Source organism: Mesorhizobium sp. WSM3866 (genome assembly GCF_002294795.1).
In the GTDB taxonomy this organism is placed as follows: Bacteria; Pseudomonadota; Alphaproteobacteria; order Rhizobiales; family Rhizobiaceae; genus Mesorhizobium.
This window is the reverse complement of record NZ_NSGC01000005.1, coordinates 267,075-287,378: the sequence shown is the minus strand read 5'-3', so window position 1 is coordinate 287,378 and position 20,304 is coordinate 267,075. Positions and strand designations below refer to the sequence as shown.

Below are 20,304 nucleotides of genomic sequence, written 5' to 3'. Positions count from 1 at the left end.
CAGATCTCCTCGGTTCTTTGGTCAAGCCGCGCGCAGCATCATGCTTGGCGCATTGGCGGCAGCTGGGCTCTTGCGCGCGTGGAGCGAAATCCCGCAGCCGGCGCCGGAAACGGCGACGACAGGTTGCGCGACCGTCGCGAAACCATCATGGACGATGCTGAGATGCGTGCCGCCGGAAACCATGCGCGCGAGCGTGAAGGTGACAATGCTGTCGAAGACAGGACCGTCGAATGCCGGTAGCCGGTCGGCAGCGTCCACGCCCGGTCGCTCGCGCCAGGAATAGCGCAGCAGCTTGCCGGGCTCGGCCTCCAGCACTTCGCACTCGATCGGCGCGTTTGGTCCGGCAAAGGCAAAGCGCTCGCCGATCGCCGGCTTGATGTCGTTGGGCATCAGCCACGCGGCGAGCAGTTCCGGCTCGGTGAGCGCCCGCCAGACTTTTTCCGGCGGATCGGGAAGCTCGCATTCGAAGCTGAGCGGCGCGTTGGCCGCTGCCAGGTGTTTGGTAATCGTCATTGGTCCATTTCCTTCAGAACCCTCTTCAAACGCTCGATGCGCTCCGGCCAGAAGGCGCGGTAGCGTTCGATCCAGCCGAGCAAGGGATCGAGCCCTTGAGGGTCGGCGCGGTAATAGGCGTTGCGGCCGGCGCGCCGCTCGATCACCAGTCCGGCGCCGCGCAGCACGGCAAGATGCTGCGAGACGGCCGGCTGCGACACGCTGACGCCGGCGCGCAGCTCGGACACCGTCAATTCGCCGGCCGCGAGCCGCTCGTAGACGGCGCGGCGTGTCGGATCGGCCAGGGCCCGGAAAATCTCTGCTTCGATCATGCGCAAAGCATAAGTCGATACTTATTGGTTTGGCAAGCGCTGTTTTAGGCCGTCCAGCGTCTCACCGGCTCCGCCGCTCCGTCGAAGCTTGCCTCGAAGATTGGCGATGCGAGCACGGCATGGATGTGAAGCGTGCCGGAAGCCACGTTTCGAAAGCCATGTTTGCTGTGCGCGGGAATGATCAGGGACTGCCCGGCGGCAAGCACGGCCCGTCGGTCGTCGACCCACATTTCGGCTTCGCCGGCAATCACCGTCAGTACTTCCTCGACCATATGCGCATGCGTTGGTGCGCCGCTACCCGGTCCGACCCACTGCTCGAATATGCAAAGGCCCGCCGCGCCATTGGCGGCGGCAACATGCATGCGGGTTTCGACCCCGGCGCGCCACGTTTCGCGCGGCTGATCCTCATGCGAAACAACGTTCATTCCGATATCCCCCTTGTTTCCTGCCCAGGAATACTACCTGTTGCTGACATTCCTTGACAGAAACAGCGGTCAAGACTAGAACGAACAGAGAACAAAAACCTTGTGGGAAAAGCCAGCCTTCGCGGGCATGGGCGAACCGCAGGCTGTAAGGTGAGCGACTTAAAATTTGTTTCGGATGAGCGCGGAGAAGTATGATGGCGGGTAGCGTCAACAAGGTCATTCTGGTCGGCAATCTCGGGGCGGACCCTGAAATCCGCCGCCTGAATTCGGGCGACCCGGTCGTCAACATCCGCATCGCCACGTCGGAAAGCTGGCGCGACAAGAATTCCGGGGAGCGCAAGGAAAAGACGGAGTGGCACAATGTCGTCATCTTCAACGACCAGCTCGCCAAGGTGGCGGAGCAGTATTTGAAGAAGGGCATGAAGGTCTATGTCGAGGGCCAGCTGCAGACGCGCAAATGGCAGGACCAGACCGGCAACGATCGCTACACGACCGAGGTCGTACTGCAGAAATTCCGTGGCGAGCTGCAGATGCTCGACGCGCGCGGCGAAGGCGGCGGCCAGGTCGGCAGTTATGCCGGCGGCGGCAACAGCCGGGGTTCCGATTTCGGCCAGTCGGGCCCGAACGAAGGCTTCAGCCGTGGCGGCGGTGGCGGTTCCAGGGGCGGTGGCGGTGGTTCGTCGCGCGAGCTGGATGACGAGATTCCGTTCTGAAGGTCTCGCAATCGTCGTTTGAGGGGAAGGCGCGATGTCGCTCGGACCGTTGCTGACAGCGCCTCCTCCCATTCCATGGCACGCGTTCGCCGCCTTCGCCGCGCTGGCGATAGGCGGGGCGCAACTGGCATTGCCGAAAGGCACGACACGCCACCGCGTCTTGGGCTATGCCTGGGCCGCGCTGATGCTGGGCGTCGCCGTCTCGAGCTTCTGGATCCAGCAGATACGCCTGATCGGGCCGTTCAGCCCGATCCACATCCTGTCGATCCTGGTGGTTGTCACCGCCCCGCTGGCGGTCTGGTATGCGCACACCCATAAAGTGGCCGCGCATCGCAGCGCCATGATCAAGCTCTACCTATTTGCGCTGATCGGCGCCGGCATCTTCACGTTGGTGCCCGGCCGCATCATGCACACGGTCGTATTCGGCCAATAAACAATTTCGAGCGAAAGTGCGTCGCGGTTTTCCGTCCGGAATTGCCTATAGTTGATAGTTGCGGCGATAGTCCGCTTGCAAAGCAGCGTCTAAGGAAGATCATCGTGAAAGCACGCGTCAAATGGGTTGAGGAACGCACCTTTGTCGGCGAGTCCGGCAGCGGTCACAAAGTCGTGCTGGGCACGGCGCATGGGCCGGAAGGCCGGACGCCAGGGCCGAGCCCAATGGAGCTGGTGCTGATCGGCACCGGCGGTTGCTCGGCCTACGACGTGGTCCACATCCTCGAAAAAGGTCGCGAGGCGGTCGAGGACTGCGTGGTCGAGCTGGACGCGGATCGTGCCGAGACGGAACCGCGCGTCTTCACCCGCATCCACATGCATTTCATCGTCAAGGGTCGCGCGCTGTCGCACGACAAGGTGAAAAGGGCGATCGATCTGTCGATCGAGAAATACTGCTCGGCCACCGCCATGATGGCCAAGACGGCGGCCGTCACGCATGATTTCGAGGTGGTCGATACAGCAGTGAAATAAGGCAGTAGGGATGCTGCTCAGGCAGCCATCAGCGCCCTGACGCCGTCGGCGACGAACTGCACCGCAAGCGCGGCCAGGATGACGCCGAGCAGCCTCGTCAGGATCGAGCGGCCGGTCTGGCCGAGGATGCGGTCGATGCGCTCTGCCAGCACGAACACCAGAAAGGTGAGCACAAGACAGATCGCGATGATGCCGACCAGCGCCGCTTGCGCGGCAAAGCCCTCGAAGTGTCCTGACAGCAGCACTGTCGCCGATATCGCGCCGGGACCGGCGATCAGCGGGATCGCCAGCGGAAAGGCGGCGATGTTGTGGATCATGTCCTTGGTGATGGCGACGTCGCCGATCTTCTCCTTGCGGTCCTGACGGCGCTCGAACACCATTTCGAAGGCGATGAAGAAAAGCAGGAAGCCGCCGGCGACGCGGAAGGCCGGCAGCGTGATGCCGAACACCGACAGGATCGAGGCGCCGGCGACGGCGAACAACGCCATCACCAGAAAGCCGATCACCGAAGCTCGCACCGAGACCTGCTGGCGCTCGTCCCGGTTCATGCCACGCGTGACGGCGAGGAAGAGCGGTGCCAGCCCGGGCGGATCGATGGTCACCAGGATGGTGACGAAGGCGTTGAACAGGGTGTCGAAGCTCGGCATCGCTGGTCCCCTCCCGCCTGGCGAAGCCCAAGCCCTGCATTCGTAGAGCAAAGCGGGAGCGGTGGGAACAGGACGGGAGGATTTCAGCCGGCTATTCAGCTTTGCTGCAATAAGCCTCGAGCCGGTAGCCGTCAGCGTCGATTACGAAGGCGGCGTAGTAGTTGTCGCCATAGGCGGCGCGCAGGCCGGGCCGGCCATTGTCCTTGCCACCCGCAAGCAAGGCCGCCGCATGGAAAGCGTCGACGCCGGCGCGTGTCGGTGCGGCAAAGCAGAAGTGCAGGCCGGAGTCCGCGTCGGCCGGGACCGGCCGGCCGGCCTCATTGACCCAGAGTTCTACGGTCCTGGCGCCGTAGCCGAGCGAGCCGGGTGACTGGCTGAGGCACGAGTAGCCGAGGGGCTCCAAAGCGGCGTCGTAGAAGCGTTTCGAGGCGTCGCAGTCGCGGACGCCGATCGAGATATGGTCAAGCATCGTTTTCTCCATGATTACAGGTGGTTGATCGGTCAGGCTGGAGTCGAGCGCCGCGCCAGGAACTCGACCTCCATGCGCCAGGTTTTGCCGCCGTCATGCGAACGCTCGCCAAGCCAGCGGAATGCGTTCTCGGTGATGTGCGAAAAGCTCCAGCGCACCGAGGAGCCGGTGCCGTCGGCGCCGATCTGCACGATCGTGTCGCCTTCGGCGCGGCCGAGCTGGCGGCTGTAATACTGGTTGCGCGGATCGCTCCAGAAGATATGCCAGGCGTCCGCGCCGGGGTCGTAGACGCGCAACGTCGTGCCGTAGAAGGTCCATGGCCCGAGAGAGGCTTGCACCCCGGCATTCCGCGCGGGCAGGATCCAGACGTCCTGGACCGCCTTGCCCTCCAGAACCCAGCCGAAATGCACCTCGCCGCGCCCAGTGAGCCTGGTGCCGTCCTCCAGCGTGCGCGTGGCGTCGAAGGTCCAGGCGCCGATGAAGCGGCCGTAGAGTTTGAGCTTCTCGGCGAGATCCGGATTGGGAGCGTCGCTGTGCAGGGCTTCGGCAAAGGGATCGGTCATGGTTGCTGCCTCGTTTGTCAGGAGAGGCGAGCAATAGGGGCATGGCGGGGTTCTGGGCTTGGGAAAAATTGCTATTTTTTCGCGATGGCGACGACTGAGAAAAACCTGGCCTCAGGGCATGGCTGGCAGGTATCCGACGTGATCTGCACGGCTCGCGCCGGCGACCGCCCGTTTGAGGAACAGCATCGCGGTTTCTGCCTCGCCGCCGTGACCAGAGGCACGTTCCGCTACCGGACGCGCCAAGGCACCGCAATGCTTGCTCCAGGCGCCATCCTGCTCGGCAATCCGGGCGCCTGCTACGAGTGCGGCCACGAGCACGGCGCCGGCGACCGCTGCCTCTCCTTCCATTTTTCGCCGGCCTATATGGAGCGCGTCGTCGCCGATGTGCCGGGCGCAAGCCGGCTCGGCTTTGCCGACCCACGCCTGCCGCCCTTGCCGGTGCTGGCGCCGTTGCTGGCGCAAGCGGAGGCGGCGCAGCAAACGGGCGACGGCGAGGCGTTCGAGGAACTCGGTCTGCGCATTGCCTGCGCGGTGGTCGGGGCTGCGGCCAATTCGTCTGAGGTTGCCTGGACACCCAGCGCCCGCGACCAGAAACGCGTAGCCGAGGCGGTGCGTTTGATCGAGCTCAACGCCGATCGCCCGCTTTCGCTGACCGAACTCGCCGACGGCACGGCGACCAGCCCGTATCATTTCCTGCGCACGTTCCGTCATGTCGCCGGCATGACGCCCTATCAGTTCCTGCTGAGGACCAGGCTGCATCGGGCCGCGGTGCGGCTGTGCGCGTCGAACGAAGCGATCTCGACAATTGCTTTCGATGCCGGCTTCAACGACCTTTCGACCTTCAACCGGAGGTTCCGGCGCGAGATGGGAGAAGCGCCCGGCGCCTACCGCTGCAAACGGGCGGGCAGACGCGGGCATTAGCCAAGGCCGTTCGGGATCGACTTGGCCTGCGAGCTCAAAGTGTGGCTTTGGCCATATCGTCGCAATCAGCGGTATCCATTTGAAATTGCCCCCGAAATTGTCTTTGGAAAAGTGTCGTAGCCATTGGAGTTTCAGCCCGGCTTCCTATATAAGCGGCGAGTGATTCCCGACTGGATTGTGACCTGATTTGACCGACCAGAAGACACCGCGCGGGCCGGAGGGCGGCCCCACCGGCATCGAGCCGATTTCGATCATCGAGGAGATGCAGCGCTCCTATCTCGATTACGCCATGAGCGTGATCGTCAGTCGGGCGCTGCCCGACGTGCGCGACGGCCTGAAGCCGGTGCACCGCCGCATCCTCTATGCCTCGCATGAGAGCGGCTATCACTGGAACCGCAAATATGTGAAGTCGGCGCGCCCGGTCGCCGACGTGATGGGTAAATACCATCCGCATGGCGATGCCTCGATCTATGACGCGCTGGTGCGCATGGCCCAGGATTGGTCGCTGCGCGTGCCGCTGATCGACGGTCAGGGCAATTTCGGCTCGATCGACGGCGACCCGCCGGCGGCGATGCGCTACACCGAGTCCCGGCTGACCAAGGTTGCGCATGAGCTGCTGGAGGACATCGACAAGGAAACCGTCGATTTCCAGGACACCTACGACGCCTCCGCCACCGAGCCCAAGGTGCTGCCGGCGCGCTTCCCGAACCTGCTCGTCAACGGCTCGGGCGGCATCGCCGTCGGCATGGCCACCAACATCCCGCCGCACAATCTGGCCGAAGTCTGCAACGGCGCCATCGCCATCATCGACAATCCGGCGATCGACCTGCCTGCGCTGATGGAGATCGTGCCCGGTCCGGATTTCCCGACCGGCGGCATCGTGCTTGGCCGCTCCGGCATCTACAATGCCTATTCGACGGGCCGCGGCTCGATCGTCATGCGCGGCCGCGTCAACATCGAGGCGCGCGGCAACGACCGTGAATCGATCATCATCACCGAGATTCCCTATCAGGTGAACAAGGCGGCGATGATCGAGAAGATGGCCGAACTCGTGCGCGAGAAGCGCATCGAGGGCATCTCCGACATCCGCGACGAGAGCGACCGCCAGGGCTACCGTGTCGTCGTCGAGCTCAAGCGCGAGGCGGTCGCCGACGTCATTTTGAACCAGCTTTACCGCTTCACGCCGCTGCAGACCTCGTTCGGCGCCAATATGGTCGCGCTGAACGGCGGCAAGCCGGAAGTGCTGACGCTGATCGACATGCTGAAGGCCTTTGTCGGCTTCCGCGAGGAGGTTATCAGCCGGCGCACGAAATATCTTCTGCGCAAGGCGCGCGAGCGCGCCCATGTTCTGGTCGGTCTCGCTATCGCCGTCGCCAACATCGATGAGGTGATCAAGCTGATCCGCACCGCGCCAGATCCGCAGACGGCGCGCGAGCAGTTGATGGAACGGCGCTGGCCATCGCACGACGTCGCTCCGCTGATCCAGCTGATCGATGATCCGCGCCACCGCATCAACGAGGACGGCACCTACAATCTATCCGAGGAGCAGGCCCGCGCCATCCTCGACCTGCGCCTGCAGCGCCTGACCGCGCTCGGCCGCGACGAGATCGCCGACGAGTTAAACAAGATCGGCGCTGAAATCCTTGATTACCTTGACATCCTGTCTTCTCGCGCGCGCATCCAGCAGATCGTCAAGGACGAGCTGATCGCCGTCCGCGACGAGTTCGGCACGCCGCGCCGCACGGAACTCGCCGAGGGCGGGGCGGACATGGAAGACGAAGACCTGATCCAGCGCGAGGACATGGTCGTCACGGTCAGCCATTCCGGCTACATCAAGCGCGTGCCGCTGTCGCTCTACCGGGCGCAGCGCCGCGGCGGCAAGGGCCGCTCCGGCATGTCGACCAAGGAAGAGGATTTCGTCACCCGGCTATTCGTCGCCAACACGCATACGCCGGTGCTGTTCTTCTCCTCGCGCGGCATCGTCTACAAGGAAAAGGTCTGGCGCCTGCCGGTCGGCAACCCGCAGTCGCGCGGCAAGGCGCTGATCAACATGCTGCCGCTCGAGCAGGGCGAGCGCATCACCACCATCATGCCGCTGCCGGAGGACGAGACGAGCTGGGGCGAGCTCGACGTGATGTTCGCGACCACGCGCGGCACCGTGCGACGCAACAAGCTGTCCGACTTCGTCCAGGTCAACCGCAACGGCAAGATCGCCATGAAGCTGGAGGAAGAAGGCGACGAAATCCTCGGCGTCGAGACCTGCACGGACAATGACGACGTGCTGCTGACGGCGAATTCCGGCCAGTGCATCCGCTTCTCGGTCTCCGATGTGCGCGTCTTCCAGAGCCGCAATTCCGTCGGCGTGCGCGGCATCGCCATGGCCGAAACCGACCGCGTGATCTCGATGTCGGTGATCGAACATGTAGATGCTTCACCGGCTGAGCGCGCGGCCTATCTCAAGCGTGCGGCATCCGAGCGTCGGCTTGCCGCCGGCGGTGCAGCCGAGGAGGAAGAGATCGCGCTGACCAATGAGGAGATCGGCGAGGAAGCCGAGCTTTCCGACGAGCGCTACGAATTCCTCAAGATGCACGAGCAGCTTGTGCTGACGGTGACCGAATACGGCTACGGCAAGCGTTCCTCGTCCTATGATTTCCGCCTGACGGGTCGCGGCGGCAAGGGCATCCGCGCCACGGATGTCTCGAAAGTGGCCGAGATCGGCCGGCTGGTCGCGACCTTCCCGGTCGGCAACGACGATCAGATCATGCTGGTATCGGATGGCGGGACCGTCATCCGCGTGCCCGTCGATGGCATCCGCTTCGCCAGCCGTGCCACCAAGGGGGTGACCATCTTCAACACCGCCGAAGGTGAGAAGGTGGTGTCGGTCGAGCGGATTTCGGAGCCGCAGTCGGACGAGGAAGCCGAGGAAGCGCCTTCGGGTGAAGCCGACCCCGCAGAAGATTCGGGCGAGGGAAATCCCGAATAGCCTTACTGCGCGCCACCGGCCCTTGGCCGGTGCGATCATGGCTGGAAGTCAGCGGCGGTGGTACAGGTTGCGGCCTACGAAGCCATCGAGCCGCTTGGTGTTGGTCTTGATGCGCACCCGCGCCGCTTCCTGGTGCAACCCGAATGCGGTGGCGATCAGCATCACGATGGTCATTGCAGTGGCAAGCATGTAGATCAGCATTTGCGTGTTCTCCTGCGATCACAACGATAAAGATGGTGCTTTGGTTTCATCTCCTGAAGCGGCAAGCTGGTGAATGCTGCGTGAAGCGTTCGTGATTGTCGCATTCGTCTGTCGTTGACGTCCGTGAAAAGGTTCACGACCGGGCGCACCAATGGGATTTGCCTTTGTCGGAGAGGCTCGCTAGAAGCCTGCCATGACCGAACGCACCGCCCTTTACGCCGGCTCCTTCGACCCGCTGACCAATGGTCACCTCGACGTGTTGAAGGCTTCGCTTGCCGTGGCCGACACCGTCTACGCTGCAATCGGCATTCATCCCGGCAAGACGCCGCTGTTTTCCTTCGAGGAACGCGTGAAGCTGATCGAGGCCGCGACCAAGGCGGAATTCGGCCGCGACAGCGACCGCATCAAGGTCGTCTCGTTCGATGGGCTGGTCATCGACGCCGCCAGGAAGCATGGCGCCTCGATCATCATCCGCGGCCTGCGCGACGGCACCGATCTCGACTATGAGATGCAGATGGCGGGCATGAACGAGACCATGGCGCCGGAGCTGCAGACGGTTTTCCTGCCGGCCAGCCCGTCTGTGCGCACCATTACCGCCACACTTGTCCGCCAGATTGCGTCGATGGGCGGCGACATCCGCCCGTTCGTGCCGGCGGCGGTCGCAGGCGCCCTCACTGCCAAATTCGCGAAATAGTGCATGTCGCCCAAAGGTGGATCCCGGTTTTGGGGCAACGACATGCACCCAAACAAAGACTTTCGGAGAACCTCATGCAGCTGAAAAAGCTTGCTTCGTTGCTTGTCGTGCTTGCCGGCGTTTTGGCGGCGTCCTTGCCGGCCTCGGCAGCCGACAAGGAAAACACCATGATCATCACGCTGAAGGACGGTGACGTGACCGTCGCGCTGCGTCCCGATCTGGCGCCGAAGCATGTGGCGCAGATCAAGAAGCTGGTGCGCGAGGGCGCCTATGACAATGTCGCCTTCCATCGCGTCATCGACGGCTTCATGGCCCAGACCGGCGACGTCAAGTTCGGCAACATGAAGAAGGGTTTTAATCCCGAGGCTGTCGGCACGGGCGGATCCGACCTTCCCGATCTGCCTGCCGAGTTCTCGCAGACCGAGCAATTCACCCGTGGCGTGGTCGGCATGGCCCGCTCACAGGACCCGAACTCGGCCAATTCCCAGTTCTTCATCATGTTCGCGCCCGCGCCGAACCTCGACGGGCAGTACACCATTGTCGGCAAGGTGGAGAGCGGCATGGATCTGGTGGACAAGATCAAGAAGGGCGATGAGGCGGACAACGGCACGGTCAAGGACCGGACCGCATGATCAAAGTCCGCATCGCTGCCGACAGCAAGTAACTGCTCGATTTTCAAAAGGATTTTCTGACATGGCTGAGATCAAGGACCGCGAGAACGCGCTCATCATGGAAACGACCAAGGGCGAGGTCGTCATCGAAATGTATCCGGACCTTGCGCCCGGTCACGTCGCGCGCATCAAGGAATTGGCGCGCGAGGGCGCCTATGACGGCGTGGTGTTCCACCGTGTCATCGACGGCTTCATGGCGCAGACCGGTGACGTCAAGTTCGGCAACTCCTCGAAGCCGACGTTCGCCCCGTCGCGCGCTGGCATGGGCGGCTCCGACAAGCCGGACCTCAAGGCCGAATTCTCCAACGCCAATCACGGCCGCGGCACCTGCTCGATGGCGCGGGCGCAGAACCCGAACTCGGCGAACTCGCAGTTCTTCATCTGCTTTGACGATGCCTCCTTCCTCAATCGCCAGTACACGGTCTGGGGCCAGGTCATCGAAGGCATGGAGAATGTCGACAAGATCAAGCGCGGCGAGCCGGTGCAGGATCCCGACAAGATCGTGTCGCTGAAGGTCGCGGCCGACGTCAAGTAAGGCATAGTACGATGATGGGCGCAGTCTGGTCCCTGCTCGGCATCCTGTCCGGCGCCTTCATCGCCATCCAGGCGCCGATCAACTCGCAATTGGCGCGCGGCCTCGGCCTTCCGGTCGCGGCCGCCGCTTTCTCGTTCCTGTCGGGCGCCGTCGTTCTCGGTATCATCGCGATCGCCGTGGTGAAGCTGCAGGGCCTCTCGCTCGACTGGAAGCGCCGGCACCCTGGCTGTTCGTCGCCGGCGGCATGCTCGGCGGATTCTACGTCACGCTCTCCACCATTCTTACGCCGCGCATCGGCGCGGCGGCGCTGATGGCCTTCCTGGTCGCCGGCCAACTGATCGCCGGCATGCTGGTCGACCGGGCCGGCTTCCTTGGTGTTGCCGTGCGCGAGGTCTCGCTTGGCCGCGTGGCCGGCGCCGTGCTGCTGCTCGTTGGAGCGCTGCTCATCCGGCTCTACTGATGCGCGTCGATCTTTTCGACTTCGACCTGCCGGAGGAGCGCATTGCGCTGCGCCCGGCCGAGCCGCGTGACAGCGCCAAGCTATTGGTGGTCAAACCGGGCGAAACGCTGCGCGACCGCACCGTCAGCGATCTGCCGTCGCTGCTGAGAGAAGGCGACGTTCTGGTATTCAACGATACCAAGGTCATTCCGGCCCAGCTGAAAGGCATCCGCAAGCGCGGCGAAGCGATGGCGCAGGTCGAGGCCACGCTGCATATGCGGCTCGCGCCGGACCGCTGGCGGGCCTTCATGCGGCCCGGCAAGCGCATCGCCGTCGGCGACCGCATTCATTTCGGCCACGACCAGAATTCCTGCTTTCTCGGCCAGCTCGACGCGACGGTGATCGAGAAGGGCGAGGCGGGCGAGGTGTTGCTCGGCTTCGACCTCTCGGGCGTCTTTCTCGACGAGGCAATGCACGCCGTAGGCCACATCCCATTGCCGCCATACATCGCCTCGAGGCGAGATGACGACGAGCGCGACCGCAGCGACTACCAGACCATCTATGCCAGGGAAGAGGGCGCGGTCGCGGCCCCCACCGCCGGCCTGCATTTCACGCCGGAGCTGTTTGCAGCGCTGGAAGCCAAGGGCATCGAGCGGCGCTTCGTCACGCTGCATGTCGGCGCCGGCACTTTTTTGCCGGTTAAGGCCGACGACACCGCCGACCATAAGATGCACGCGGAAACGGGCTTGGTGAGCCAAGAAACGGCAGACGCGCTCAACGCTGCAAGGGCGCGGGGAGGGCGGCTTGTCGCCGTCGGCACGACCTCGCTGCGCCTTCTGGAAAGTGCTGCGCTTGAGGATGGCAGGATCGAGGCCTGGTCCGGGCCGACCGATATCTTCATCACCCCCGGCTACCGCTTCAAGACAGCTGACATGCTGATGACCAATTTCCATCTGCCGCGCTCGACGCTGTTCATGCTGGTCTCGGCCTTCAGCGGACTGGACGCGATGCGTTCGGCCTATGCGCATGCCATCGAGAGCCGCTACAGGTTCTACTCCTACGGGGACTCCAGCCTGCTTTACCGAGCGGAGACGAGCGATGGACGATGATCTAGAGAGAATGGACCGCGAGGCGCTCATCGCGGAAGTGACAAAGCTGCGCGCCGGTATCCGCGCGCATCGCGATGCGACCGGCCATGATCTCTGCTGGCATCATCCCGACCTCTGGGACCTGCTGGCGGAGAAGACCGAGCCGGCGATCGCCGTGCCGCCGTGGCCGAAATTCATGCGCGGCTGCATCCGCTACCGGCAGTCGCTCGACGAGCAGGCACCCGGCGCCCCGGTGCACGACAAGGAATTCGATGGCTGAGACTTTCTCTTTCAAGCTGCTCGCCACCGACGGCAAGGCGCGGCGAGGCCTCATCAGCATGCCGCGCGGCGAGATCCGCACGCCGGCCTTCATGCCGGTCGGCACCGGCGGCACCGTCAAGGCCATGTATATGGATCAGGTGCGCGGCGTCGGCGCCGACATCATCCTCGGCAACACCTATCATTTGATGCTCAGGCCAGGCGCCGAGCGCGTGGCGAAGCTCGGCGGCCTGCATGAATTCGCGCGCTGGCCGCACCCGATCCTGACCGATAGCGGCGGCTTCCAGGTAATGTCGCTGTCGAAGCTGAGGAAGCTTAGCGAAACGGGCGTCACCTTCCGCTCGCATATCGACGGTGCGCGCTACGAGATGTCGCCGGAGCGGTCGATCGAAATCCAGGGGCTGCTCGATTCCGATATCCAGATGCAGCTCGACGAGTGTACGGCGCTTCCCGCCAAGCCGAAGGAAATCGAGCGCGCCATGGAACTGTCGCTGCGCTGGGCCGAACGCTGCAAGACGGCGTTCGGCGATCAGCCGGGCAAGGCGATGTTCGGCATCGTGCAGGGCGGCGACAGTGCTGTGATGCGCGTGCGTTCGGCGCAGGCGCTGGCGGCTATGGACCTCAAAGGCTATGCCGTCGGTGGGCTGGCGGTCGGCGAGCCGCAGGCGGTGATGCTGGAGATGCTGGACATAACCTGCCCGGAACTGCCGGCCGACAGGCCGCGCTACCTGATGGGCGTCGGCACCCCGGACGACATCTTGAAATCCGTGGCACGCGGCATCGACATGTTCGACTGCGTGATGCCGACGCGCGCCGGCCGCCATGGTCTGGCCTATACGCGCCGCGGCAAGATCAACCTGCGCAACGCCCGCCATGCCGACGATCCGCGTCCGCTGGACGAGGAAAGCGACTGCCCGGCCGCGCGCGACTATTCGCGCGCCTATCTCCATCATCTCGTGCGCTCGCAGGAGTCGCTCGGCGCAATGCTGCTCACCTGGAACAACCTGTCCTACTACCAGAAGCTGATGCAGGACATCCGCGCCGCGATCGAGGCAAAAGCCTTCGAGACGCGCGCTGCCGCGATTTCGGAATACTGGGCGAGGGGCGATCTGCCGGCGCTATGAGCGCTTTTATGTGCTCACCGAAGTCGCGGCGCGCAGGCTGCAGCCGGTGATCTTAAAGCTGCCGTCGGGCTGCTGTTCGAGCGTGTACACCGCCTCATAGTCCTTGCCATCGGGCCCGACGATCAGCACCTGCTGGACGATCGAGGCCGGCCCGGTCTGCTCCACCTTGCCGAAGGAATAGTTCTGCGGCCTGCGCACCGGCGCATAGCCGTTGGTCACCATGTTCATGAAGGTGTCGACGGTCGGGAAGATCCGCTTCACATTTGGCGCGGCGAAGCTGTAGGCGGTGGCGCCGTCATCGGCGAGAAAGGCCTTGAGCTGGCTGTCGATGACTGTTTGCGCCGCTTTGATCTCGGCGTCACCGGCGAAGGCCATGGATGCAAGAACCATCGGAACGAGAGCGAGTGCGAACAATACGCGGCGCATGGCCTGTCTCCAGAATTCGCGTGGAACTGTCCTTGGTGGCGTCCCCGGGCCGGTGTGGCATGCCGATCGCGGAGTTGCGGCAAGCGGCCGCCAAGGCGCGTGCAGCCTGATGCTTGAAAGCCCGTCGCCAGTCTGCCACAAGGGCCGCTCATTCGCGAAGACTGGCAGGACCGGGAAATGAAGGCATTTTTCGTGCAGATAAAGTGCGATCTGGGCAAAGCCTATGAGGTCGCCAGCGCGCTCGCCGATGCCGAGATCGCCTCCGAAATCTATTCGACCGCCGGCAATTACGACCTGCTCGCAAAATTCTATGTCGACGACGAGGAAGACATCGGCCACTTCATCAATGAACGGGTGCAGATCCTGCCTGGAATCAAGGACACCTTCACCATCGTCACTTTCCGGGCGTTCTGATTTGCCGTTTGATGCCCGCTCACCGGGCATGAACTGACCCGGCGTCGCTCCCGCTGCCCTAATCGTAGGCAATTTGCATAGGACGGCCGCCAGCGCCGCCCAAATCATCGATTGCGCTTGATTTTCTCCAGCCGGGCCAGTGAAATGGCTTCAGAGGGGAGTACGCGATTGGCAGCGTTCGACGAAATGCTTCCGGAAGTCTCCGGATTGAGAAGACCATACCAGGCTTATGATCGCTGGCTGAAGGAACAGGACCCGGCCAGGCTCACCCAGAAAATGGAGGACGCCGAACGCGTCTTCCGCAAGACCGGCATCACCTTCGCCGTCTATGGCGAGCAGGAAGCTTCCGAACGGCTGATCCCCTTCGACATCGTCCCGCGCATCATTTCCGGCCAGGAATGGCGCCGGCTGACGCAGGGCATCGAGCAGCGCGTGCAGGCGCTCAACGCCTTTCTCGACGATATCTACCACCGCCAGGAAATCCTGCGCGCCGGGCGCGTTCCCAAGGAGCTGGTGGCGAAGAATGAAGCGTTCCTGCCGGAGATGATCGGTGTGAGACCGCCGGCCGGCGTCTACACCCACATCATCGGCGTCGACATCGTGCGCATCAGCGAGAATGAATTCTACGTGCTCGAGGACAATGCCCGCACGCCGTCGGGCGTCTCCTACATGCTGGAGAACCGCGAGACGATGATGCAGCTCTTCCCGGAGCTGTTCCAGCAGATCAAGGTGCGGCCGGTGGAGAACTATCCGCAACTGCTGCGCCAGTCGCTGGCGGCGGTGCGGCCGCAGAGCGCAAAGGGCGCGCCGACCATCGCGGTGCTGACGCCGGGCAGCTACAACTCCGCCTATTTCGAGCACGCCTTCCTCGCCGACCAGATGGGCGTGCAACTGGTCGAAGGACAGGATCTGCGCGTGGTCGACGGCCATGTCACGATGCGCACCACCGAGGGCTACAAGCAGATCGACGTGCTTTACCGGCGCGTGGACGACGCCTTCCTCGATCCGCTGACCTTCCGGCCGGATTCCGCGCTCGGCGTGCCGGGCATCATGGATGTCTATCGGGCCGGCAACATCACCATCGCTAACGCGCCGGGCACCGGCATCGCCGACGACAAGGCGATCTATTCCTACATGCCCGAGATCGTCGAGTTCTACACAGGCCGCAAGGCGATCCTCGGCAACATCCCGACCTGGCGCTGCTCGGAACCCGACAGCCTGAAATATGTGCTGGAGCACATCGGCGAGCTTGTCATCAAGGAAGTGCACGGCTCCGGCGGCTACGGCATGCTGGTCGGCCCCGCGGCGACCAAGAAGGAATGCGAGGCGTTCGCCAAGAAGCTGCAGGCCAAACCCGGCAACTACATCGCCCAGCCGACGCTCGCGCTGTCGACATGCCCGATCCTGACCGAGAAGGGGCTGTCGCCGCGCCATGTCGATCTCAGGCCTTATGTGCTGGTTTCGGATCGTATCCAGATCGTCCCGGGCGGCCTGACTCGCGTCGCGCTCAAGGAGGGGTCGCTTGTGGTCAACTCCTCGCAAGGCGGTGGGACGAAGGATACGTGGGTGTTGGATGATTAAAGAGCGAATAGAGAGTAGCGAATAGCGAATAGCGAATAGGGAAAGAGGGGGATCCGACGCAATCAATTCTTACAGGGACCTAATTGTTTGGAAGGTGGCCAAGCTGACGAAATCGGAAAAATGCTGCGATCGATGATCAGGAGCCTTCAATAGAGATCATGAAATCTTTTTTTCGCTACTCGCTACTCACTATTCGCTATTCGCTCGACACCGGAGCAAGCTGACATGCTTCTCGGCCGCACCGCCAACGGTCTCTACTGGATGAACCGCTATATAGAGCGGGCCGAAAACATGGCGCGCTTGGTCGATGCCGGCCTGCGCATGGCGCTGACGCGGACGCAGAACGCGTCGGAGGAATGGAACTCCGTGCTGCTCAGCGCCGGCTCCGACCTGGCCTTCTCGCAGAAATACCAGGACTACACTGTCGCCAACGTCTCGGATTTCCTGCTGCGCGACACTTCGAACCCGTCGAGCACGATGGCCTCGATCGAGACGGCGCGCAACAATGCGCGCATGGTGCGCACGGCGCTGACGCGCGAGACCTGGGAGAGCATCAACGAGGCCTGGATGTCGCTGAAGCGGATGCTGGCACGGCCGATCGACGAGCGCGATCTGCCGACGGTGCTCGATGCGATCAAGCGCGAGACGGCGCTGATCCGCGGCTCGTTCTACGGCACGATGCTGCGCAACGAGATCTTCGACTTCTCGCAGCTCGGCACCTATGTGGAGCGCGCCGACAACACGGCCCGCATCCTCGACGTGAAATACTATGTGCTCTTGCCGTCGATCTCCTGGGTGGGCTCGACACTCGACAATTATCAATGGGAATCGATCTTGCGCTCGGTGTCGGCGCACCGCTCCTACCGGTGGGTGTATGACGCGGACTACAAGCCGACCAACATCGCCGACTATCTGATCCTCAATGTCCGTATGCCGCGCTCGCTGACCTTCTGCTATCGCTTCCTGGGCGAGCATCTGAGATTCCTCGCCGACGACTATGGCGAGCGCCATGCCTGCCACGCGACCGCCGAGAAAATTCAGACGATGCTGAAGAAGGGGTCGATCAAGGATATTTTCGACCACGGCCTGCATGAGTTCCTGGCGGAATTCATTCGTGACAACACCAGGCTGGGGGATGAGATCGCCCTGGACTACCGGTTCTACTGAGCGCTGGAGAGACAGGCGCCATGCGGCTCAAGATCACACACCGGACCGAGTACCGCTACGATGCACCGGTGCAGTACCTGTTGCAGCGGCTGCGCCTGATGCCGGTTAGCGGATCGACTCAGACGGTTGCGTCCTGGGTGATCAAAATCGACGGCGCGCGAGAGGAGGTTCGCTTCACGGACCATTTCGGCAATGACACGCAGCTGGTGAGCGCCGAGGGCGGCCAGCACACCATCATAGTCGAGGCGGCGGGCGAGGTGACGACGCGCGACACTGCCGGTGTGTCCGGTGCGCATCATGGTTTCGCGCCGCTCTGGCTGTTCAGCCAGCAAACGCCGCTTACGACCGTCGGCGACGGCATTCGCGACCTGGCCGCGTCGGTCGGGGAGGGGACGGATATCGACAGGCTGCACAAGCTGATGGGCGCGATCCGGGAGCGCGTCGCCTATAAGCCCGGGACGACCAGCGCCGTGACGCCGGCGGAAGAAGCGCTGACGCTCAAGGCCGGTGTCTGCCAGGATCACAGCCACATCTTCACCGCCGTGGCGCGCGTGATGGGCTTCCCCGCGCGCTATATCAGCGGCTATCTGATGATGGATGCCTCGGTCGAGCAGGCGGCAAGCCATGCTTGGGCAGAAGCGCATGTGCCGAGCCTGGGGTGGGTTGCCTTTGATCCCGCCAACGGTATCTCTCCCGACGAACGCTATGTAAGAGTAGCGACGGGTCGGGACTATCGCGATGCCTCGCCTGTGTCGGGAATACTGCTGGGGCAAGCGGAAGAGAAGCTTGCCGTCACCGTCACGGTAGAGCAGTAGTCTCTCCCAAGATTCACCAGAAGAGCGACCATGACCTATTGCGTCGGCCTCAAGATCGATCGTGGACTCGTGTTCATGTCGGACACGCGCACCAATGCCGGCATGGATTCGATTTCGACCTTCAGGAAAATGCATGTCTGGGAAGAGCCTGGCGAGCGCGTCATCGTGCTGATGTCTGCAGGCAATCTTGCCACGACGCAAGCCGTGGTCAGCCTGCTGGACGAGCGCAACAAGGCGGCCGGCGACCGTCACGAGAAGCTGCTCGAGACCCCGTCAATGTACCAGACGGTGCGGCTGGTCGGCGAGACGGTGAAAGAGGTGATCGCACACTCTTCGCCCGCCGGCGATCAGGCGGATTCCTATTTCAACGCCTCCTTCATCCTCGGCGGCCAAATCAAGGGCAGCCAACCCCGGCTGTTCATGATCTATCCCGAGGGCAATTTCATCGAGTCGACCGACGACACGCCATTCTTCCAGATCGGCGAGACCAAATACGGCAAGCCGATCATCATCCGTGCCTATGACCGTACGATGAGCCTGGCCGAGACGGTGAAGCTGCTGTTGGTCTCCTTCGACTCGACGCTGAAGTCGAACCTGTCGGTCGGCCTTCCGCTCGACCTGCTCTTCCTGGAACTGGATGCTTTCAAGGTCGGCCTGAAGAAGCGGATCGGTCATGACGACCAATATTACCGAACCATATCGGATGGCTGGTCCAACGCGCTAAGGGCGGCCTTCGCCAGCCTGCCCGATTTTCCCGGCTAGGGCGTTCGCCTACGAGGCGCATTATATTTAACATGTTAATTAAAGGTCGAAGTGGCGGGCCGATCAAGGTCCGGCGGCTGCTGAGAGGATACATGGACAAGAAAGAATTCCGCGATTGGTCGAGGCGAGCCGCGGATTGGGGCGTGGACTACCGGTCCAGCCTGCGCGATCGTCCGGTTCGGCCGGCGATCGCGCCCGGCGACATATTCAGGAGCATCGAAGAGTCGCCGCCCGAGACGGCCGAGCCGATGGAAAAAATCTTCGCCGATTTCGAAACGAAGATCGTGCCCGGGATGACGCATTGGCAGCATCCGCGCTTCTTCGCCTATTTCCCGGCCAACGCGGCGCCGGTCTCGGTGGTGGCCGAGTATCTCGTCTCGGCGATGGCCGCGCAGTGCATGCTGTGGCAGACCTCGCCGGCGGCGACAGAGCTCGAGACGCGTATCGTCGACTGGATGCGCCAGGCGCTGGGCCTGCCCGAAGGATTCTCCGGTGTCATTCAGGATTCGGCTTCGTCGGCGACGCTTGCCGCGGTGCTCACCATGCGCGAGCGGGCGCTTGACTGGCAGGGAAACAGACAAGGTCTCGCCGGCCAGGCGAAGCTGCGTGTCTATTGCTCCAACCAGGTTCACACCTCGATCGACCGAGCGATCTGGGTCGCCGGCATCGGCGAGGAGAATCTCATCCGTATCCCGGTAACCGGTCGTTTTCGCGCGATGGATACGGCGGCGCTCGAGGCGGCAATTATCGCCGATCGCGAGGCCGGCCTGCTGCCGGCGGGCATTGTCGCCTGCGTCGGCGGCACCAGCACCGGCGGCACCGACGACATCGCTGCCGTAGCGGCCGTGGCGAAGCGGCACGGCCTTTACCTGCACGTCGATGCGGCCTGGGCCGGGTCGGCGATGATCTGCCCGGAGTACCGGCATTTCTGGGCCGGTGTCGAGAGCGCCGATTCCATCGTCTTCAATCCGCACAAATGGCTCGGCGCGCAATTCGACTGCTCGATCCAGTTCGTCAGCCAACCGGAAGACCTTGTGCGCACGCTGGCCATCAAGCCGGACTATCTCAAGACCAGAGGTCATGACGGCATCATCAACTATTCGGAATGGTCGGTGCCGCTTGGCCGCCGATTCCGTGCGCTGAAACTCTGGTTCCTGCTGCGCGCCCACGGACTGGAAGGATTGCGCAAGATGATCCGAAACCATGTAGCCTGGAGCGAGGGACTTGCCGCACGCCTGGCCGGGGAAGCGGATTTCGAGCTCGTCACCGAGCCGATGTTGTCACTGTTCTCGTTCCGCCATCGCGCTCCTCAGGGTGCCGATCCAGACGAGCACAATTTGCGTCTCGTCGATGCCATCAACACGGACGGACGCATCTATTTGACGCAGACGCGCGTCGATGGTCGGGTGGCGATCCGCTTTCAGGCAGGACAGTTCGAGACCACGGCCGGCGATATTGATGCGGCCTTCGATGTCGTCACAGAGATTGCGCGCCGGCTTACCATTGAGGCAACGAACTGATTGCAGACCGGTTTGCCTTTGCGAGAAGGTGAATTTCCTTGGCCGGCTGTCCCTTTCCATCACTTTCGTTTTCCGATATA

At 63.0% G+C, this 20,304-nt stretch carries 24 protein-coding genes and 2 pseudogenes; 18 read left to right on the top strand and 8 right to left on the bottom strand.

What is annotated here, in order from left to right; all coding sequences use genetic code 11:
• Positions 1-21: 21 nt before the first annotated feature.
• From CK222_RS14495 to CK222_RS14485, 3 genes are read right to left on the bottom strand one after another with little or no spacing between them, the layout of a single operon-like run.
• On the bottom strand, positions 22-513 hold the full coding sequence (locus CK222_RS14495; protein WP_095800796.1) for an SRPBCC domain-containing protein: 492 nt from the start codon (positions 511-513) through the stop codon (positions 22-24).
• Positions 510-824 carry a metalloregulator ArsR/SmtB family transcription factor gene (locus CK222_RS14490; protein WP_067319753.1) on the bottom strand — a complete coding sequence of 105 codons (315 nt, stop codon included), beginning with the start codon at positions 822-824 and terminating at the stop codon, positions 510-512. Before CK222_RS14490 ends, CK222_RS14495 begins: the two co-directional genes overlap by 4 nt.
• Before the next feature lie 44 nt (positions 825-868).
• Positions 869-1,249, bottom strand: coding sequence for a cupin domain-containing protein (locus CK222_RS14485; RefSeq protein WP_245433039.1), 381 nt, complete (start codon positions 1,247-1,249; stop codon positions 869-871).
• Between the two features lie 194 nt (positions 1,250-1,443).
• Here CK222_RS14485 and CK222_RS14480 point away from each other — a divergent pair, with 194 nt between their 5' ends.
• The 3 genes from CK222_RS14480 (at position 1,444) to CK222_RS14470 (ending at position 2,925) form a co-directional block, all read left to right on the top strand.
• On the top strand, positions 1,444-1,962 hold the full coding sequence (locus CK222_RS14480) for a single-stranded DNA-binding protein (RefSeq protein WP_067319755.1): 519 nt from the start codon (positions 1,444-1,446) through the stop codon (positions 1,960-1,962).
• A 34-nt stretch (positions 1,963-1,996) separates the two neighbouring features.
• Positions 1,997-2,395 (top strand): DUF2306 domain-containing protein, encoded by a 399-nt coding sequence (locus CK222_RS14475; RefSeq protein ID WP_095800795.1) that lies wholly within the window; start codon positions 1,997-1,999, stop codon positions 2,393-2,395.
• 104 nt (positions 2,396-2,499) lie between these two features.
• A complete protein-coding gene (locus tag CK222_RS14470; RefSeq protein WP_095800794.1) occupies positions 2,500-2,925 on the top strand; it encodes an OsmC family protein in 426 nt (141 codons plus the stop codon).
• Positions 2,926-2,942: 17 nt separating this feature from the next.
• On the opposite strand, the gene CK222_RS14465 is transcribed toward CK222_RS14470, so the two are convergent.
• From CK222_RS14465 to CK222_RS14455, 3 genes are all read right to left on the bottom strand, one after another.
• Positions 2,943-3,572, bottom strand: coding sequence for a MarC family protein (locus CK222_RS14465; RefSeq protein WP_066992466.1), 630 nt, complete (start codon positions 3,570-3,572; stop codon positions 2,943-2,945).
• Positions 3,573-3,663: 91 nt separating this feature from the next.
• Complete coding sequence (locus CK222_RS14460) at positions 3,664-4,041, bottom strand: VOC family protein (protein ID WP_095800880.1); 378 nt, start codon at positions 4,039-4,041, stop codon at positions 3,664-3,666.
• 32 nt (positions 4,042-4,073) lie between these two features.
• A complete protein-coding gene (locus CK222_RS14455; RefSeq protein WP_095800793.1) occupies positions 4,074-4,604 on the bottom strand; it encodes a hypothetical protein in 531 nt (176 codons plus the stop codon).
• Between the two features lie 84 nt (positions 4,605-4,688).
• Between CK222_RS14455 and CK222_RS14450 the strand changes: the two genes are divergently transcribed.
• The gene (locus CK222_RS14450) at positions 4,689-5,525 is read left to right on the top strand and encodes an AraC family transcriptional regulator (RefSeq protein ID WP_067319762.1); all 837 of its coding nucleotides are present in this window, start codon (positions 4,689-4,691) and stop codon (positions 5,523-5,525) included.
• Positions 5,526-5,712: 187 nt separating this feature from the next.
• Entirely contained in the window at positions 5,713-8,508 is a 2,796-nt protein-coding gene (gene gyrA, locus CK222_RS14445; protein WP_095800792.1) for a DNA gyrase subunit A, read from the top strand.
• A 48-nt stretch (positions 8,509-8,556) separates the two neighbouring features.
• Here the strand turns inward: gyrA and CK222_RS14440 are convergent, their stop codons facing one another.
• Positions 8,557-8,709 carry a hypothetical protein gene (locus CK222_RS14440; protein WP_082953674.1) on the bottom strand — a complete coding sequence of 51 codons (153 nt, stop codon included), beginning with the start codon at positions 8,707-8,709 and terminating at the stop codon, positions 8,557-8,559.
• A gap of 193 nt (positions 8,710-8,902) precedes the next feature.
• On the opposite strand from CK222_RS14440, the gene coaD reads away from it, so the two are divergent.
• From coaD to tgt, 7 genes and pseudogenes are all read left to right on the top strand, one after another.
• The gene (gene coaD, locus CK222_RS14435) at positions 8,903-9,403 is read left to right on the top strand and encodes a pantetheine-phosphate adenylyltransferase (RefSeq protein WP_095780560.1); all 501 of its coding nucleotides are present in this window, start codon (positions 8,903-8,905) and stop codon (positions 9,401-9,403) included.
• Between the two features lie 167 nt (positions 9,404-9,570).
• Positions 9,571-10,067, top strand: a pseudogene (locus CK222_RS14430) (peptidylprolyl isomerase).
• Between the two features lie 29 nt (positions 10,068-10,096).
• Positions 10,097-10,609 (top strand): peptidylprolyl isomerase, encoded by a 513-nt coding sequence (locus CK222_RS14425; RefSeq protein WP_066992487.1) that lies wholly within the window; start codon positions 10,097-10,099, stop codon positions 10,607-10,609.
• An 11-nt stretch (positions 10,610-10,620) separates the two neighbouring features.
• Positions 10,621-11,069 (top strand): annotated as a pseudogene (locus CK222_RS14420) (DMT family transporter).
• The gene (queA, locus tag CK222_RS14415) at positions 11,069-12,157 is read left to right on the top strand and encodes a tRNA preQ1(34) S-adenosylmethionine ribosyltransferase-isomerase QueA (protein WP_095800791.1); all 1,089 of its coding nucleotides are present in this window, start codon (positions 11,069-11,071) and stop codon (positions 12,155-12,157) included. The pseudogene CK222_RS14420 and the gene queA overlap by 1 nt, the downstream one beginning before the upstream one ends.
• A complete protein-coding gene (locus tag CK222_RS14410) occupies positions 12,147-12,416 on the top strand; it encodes a hypothetical protein (RefSeq protein WP_095800790.1) in 270 nt (89 codons plus the stop codon). The genes queA and CK222_RS14410 overlap by 11 nt, the downstream gene beginning before the upstream one ends.
• Positions 12,409-13,539: a tRNA guanosine(34) transglycosylase Tgt gene (gene tgt / locus CK222_RS14405; RefSeq protein WP_095800789.1), complete on the top strand. Its 1,131-nt coding sequence runs from the start codon at positions 12,409-12,411 to the stop codon at positions 13,537-13,539. Before CK222_RS14410 ends, tgt begins: the two co-directional genes overlap by 8 nt.
• Before the next feature lie 6 nt (positions 13,540-13,545).
• On the opposite strand, the gene CK222_RS14400 is transcribed toward tgt, so the two are convergent.
• Positions 13,546-13,965: a DUF4864 domain-containing protein gene (locus CK222_RS14400; protein WP_066992501.1), complete on the bottom strand. Its 420-nt coding sequence runs from the start codon at positions 13,963-13,965 to the stop codon at positions 13,546-13,548.
• A gap of 177 nt (positions 13,966-14,142) precedes the next feature.
• On the opposite strand from CK222_RS14400, the gene CK222_RS14395 reads away from it, so the two are divergent.
• From CK222_RS14395 to CK222_RS14370, 6 genes are all read left to right on the top strand, one after another.
• Positions 14,143-14,379, top strand: coding sequence for an Lrp/AsnC ligand binding domain-containing protein (locus tag CK222_RS14395; RefSeq protein ID WP_066992504.1), 237 nt, complete (start codon positions 14,143-14,145; stop codon positions 14,377-14,379).
• Between the two features lie 168 nt (positions 14,380-14,547).
• Positions 14,548-15,960 carry a circularly permuted type 2 ATP-grasp protein gene (locus CK222_RS14390; protein WP_066992507.1) on the top strand — a complete coding sequence of 471 codons (1,413 nt, stop codon included), beginning with the start codon at positions 14,548-14,550 and terminating at the stop codon, positions 15,958-15,960.
• Between the two features lie 225 nt (positions 15,961-16,185).
• Complete coding sequence (locus CK222_RS14385; RefSeq protein ID WP_066992511.1) at positions 16,186-17,127, top strand: alpha-E domain-containing protein; 942 nt, start codon at positions 16,186-16,188, stop codon at positions 17,125-17,127.
• A 20-nt stretch (positions 17,128-17,147) separates the two neighbouring features.
• Positions 17,148-17,942 (top strand): transglutaminase family protein, encoded by a 795-nt coding sequence (locus CK222_RS14380; RefSeq protein ID WP_067319775.1) that lies wholly within the window; start codon positions 17,148-17,150, stop codon positions 17,940-17,942.
• 30 nt (positions 17,943-17,972) lie between these two features.
• A complete protein-coding gene (locus CK222_RS14375) occupies positions 17,973-18,704 on the top strand; it encodes a peptidase (protein WP_095800788.1) in 732 nt (243 codons plus the stop codon).
• 92 nt (positions 18,705-18,796) lie between these two features.
• The gene (locus tag CK222_RS14370; protein ID WP_067319779.1) at positions 18,797-20,224 is read left to right on the top strand and encodes a pyridoxal-dependent decarboxylase; all 1,428 of its coding nucleotides are present in this window, start codon (positions 18,797-18,799) and stop codon (positions 20,222-20,224) included.
• Positions 20,225-20,304 lie beyond the last annotated feature (80 nt).

Excerpts from the sequence above, each read along its gene's own strand:
- CK222_RS14495 (WP_095800796.1), bottom strand. The coding sequence starts at position 513 with ATGACGATTACCAAACACCTGGCAGCGGCCAACGCGCCGCTCAGCTTC.
- CK222_RS14490 (WP_067319753.1), bottom strand. The coding sequence starts at position 824 with ATGATCGAAGCAGAGATTTTCCGGGCCCTGGCCGATCCGACACGCCGC.
- CK222_RS14485 (WP_245433039.1), bottom strand. The coding sequence starts at position 1,249 with ATGAACGTTGTTTCGCATGAGGATCAGCCGCGCGAAACGTGGCGCGCC.
- CK222_RS14480 (WP_067319755.1), top strand. The coding sequence starts at position 1,444 with ATGGCGGGTAGCGTCAACAAGGTCATTCTGGTCGGCAATCTCGGGGCG.
- CK222_RS14475 (WP_095800795.1), top strand. The coding sequence starts at position 1,997 with ATGTCGCTCGGACCGTTGCTGACAGCGCCTCCTCCCATTCCATGGCAC.
- CK222_RS14465 (WP_066992466.1), bottom strand. The coding sequence starts at position 3,572 with ATGCCGAGCTTCGACACCCTGTTCAACGCCTTCGTCACCATCCTGGTG.
- CK222_RS14460 (WP_095800880.1), bottom strand. The coding sequence starts at position 4,041 with ATGCTTGACCATATCTCGATCGGCGTCCGCGACTGCGACGCCTCGAAA.
- CK222_RS14455 (WP_095800793.1), bottom strand. The coding sequence starts at position 4,604 with ATGACCGATCCCTTTGCCGAAGCCCTGCACAGCGACGCTCCCAATCCG.
- CK222_RS14450 (WP_067319762.1), top strand. The coding sequence starts at position 4,689 with ATGGCGACGACTGAGAAAAACCTGGCCTCAGGGCATGGCTGGCAGGTA.
- CK222_RS14440 (WP_082953674.1), bottom strand. The coding sequence starts at position 8,709 with ATGCTGATCTACATGCTTGCCACTGCAATGACCATCGTGATGCTGATC.
- coaD (WP_095780560.1), top strand. The coding sequence starts at position 8,903 with ATGACCGAACGCACCGCCCTTTACGCCGGCTCCTTCGACCCGCTGACC.
- CK222_RS14425 (WP_066992487.1), top strand. The coding sequence starts at position 10,097 with ATGGCTGAGATCAAGGACCGCGAGAACGCGCTCATCATGGAAACGACC.
- queA (WP_095800791.1), top strand. The coding sequence starts at position 11,069 with ATGCGCGTCGATCTTTTCGACTTCGACCTGCCGGAGGAGCGCATTGCG.
- CK222_RS14410 (WP_095800790.1), top strand. The coding sequence starts at position 12,147 with ATGGACGATGATCTAGAGAGAATGGACCGCGAGGCGCTCATCGCGGAA.
- tgt (WP_095800789.1), top strand. The coding sequence starts at position 12,409 with ATGGCTGAGACTTTCTCTTTCAAGCTGCTCGCCACCGACGGCAAGGCG.
- CK222_RS14400 (WP_066992501.1), bottom strand. The coding sequence starts at position 13,965 with ATGCGCCGCGTATTGTTCGCACTCGCTCTCGTTCCGATGGTTCTTGCA.
- CK222_RS14395 (WP_066992504.1), top strand. The coding sequence starts at position 14,143 with ATGAAGGCATTTTTCGTGCAGATAAAGTGCGATCTGGGCAAAGCCTAT.
- CK222_RS14385 (WP_066992511.1), top strand. The coding sequence starts at position 16,186 with ATGCTTCTCGGCCGCACCGCCAACGGTCTCTACTGGATGAACCGCTAT.
- CK222_RS14380 (WP_067319775.1), top strand. The coding sequence starts at position 17,148 with ATGCGGCTCAAGATCACACACCGGACCGAGTACCGCTACGATGCACCG.
- CK222_RS14375 (WP_095800788.1), top strand. The coding sequence starts at position 17,973 with ATGACCTATTGCGTCGGCCTCAAGATCGATCGTGGACTCGTGTTCATG.
- CK222_RS14370 (WP_067319779.1), top strand. The coding sequence starts at position 18,797 with ATGGACAAGAAAGAATTCCGCGATTGGTCGAGGCGAGCCGCGGATTGG.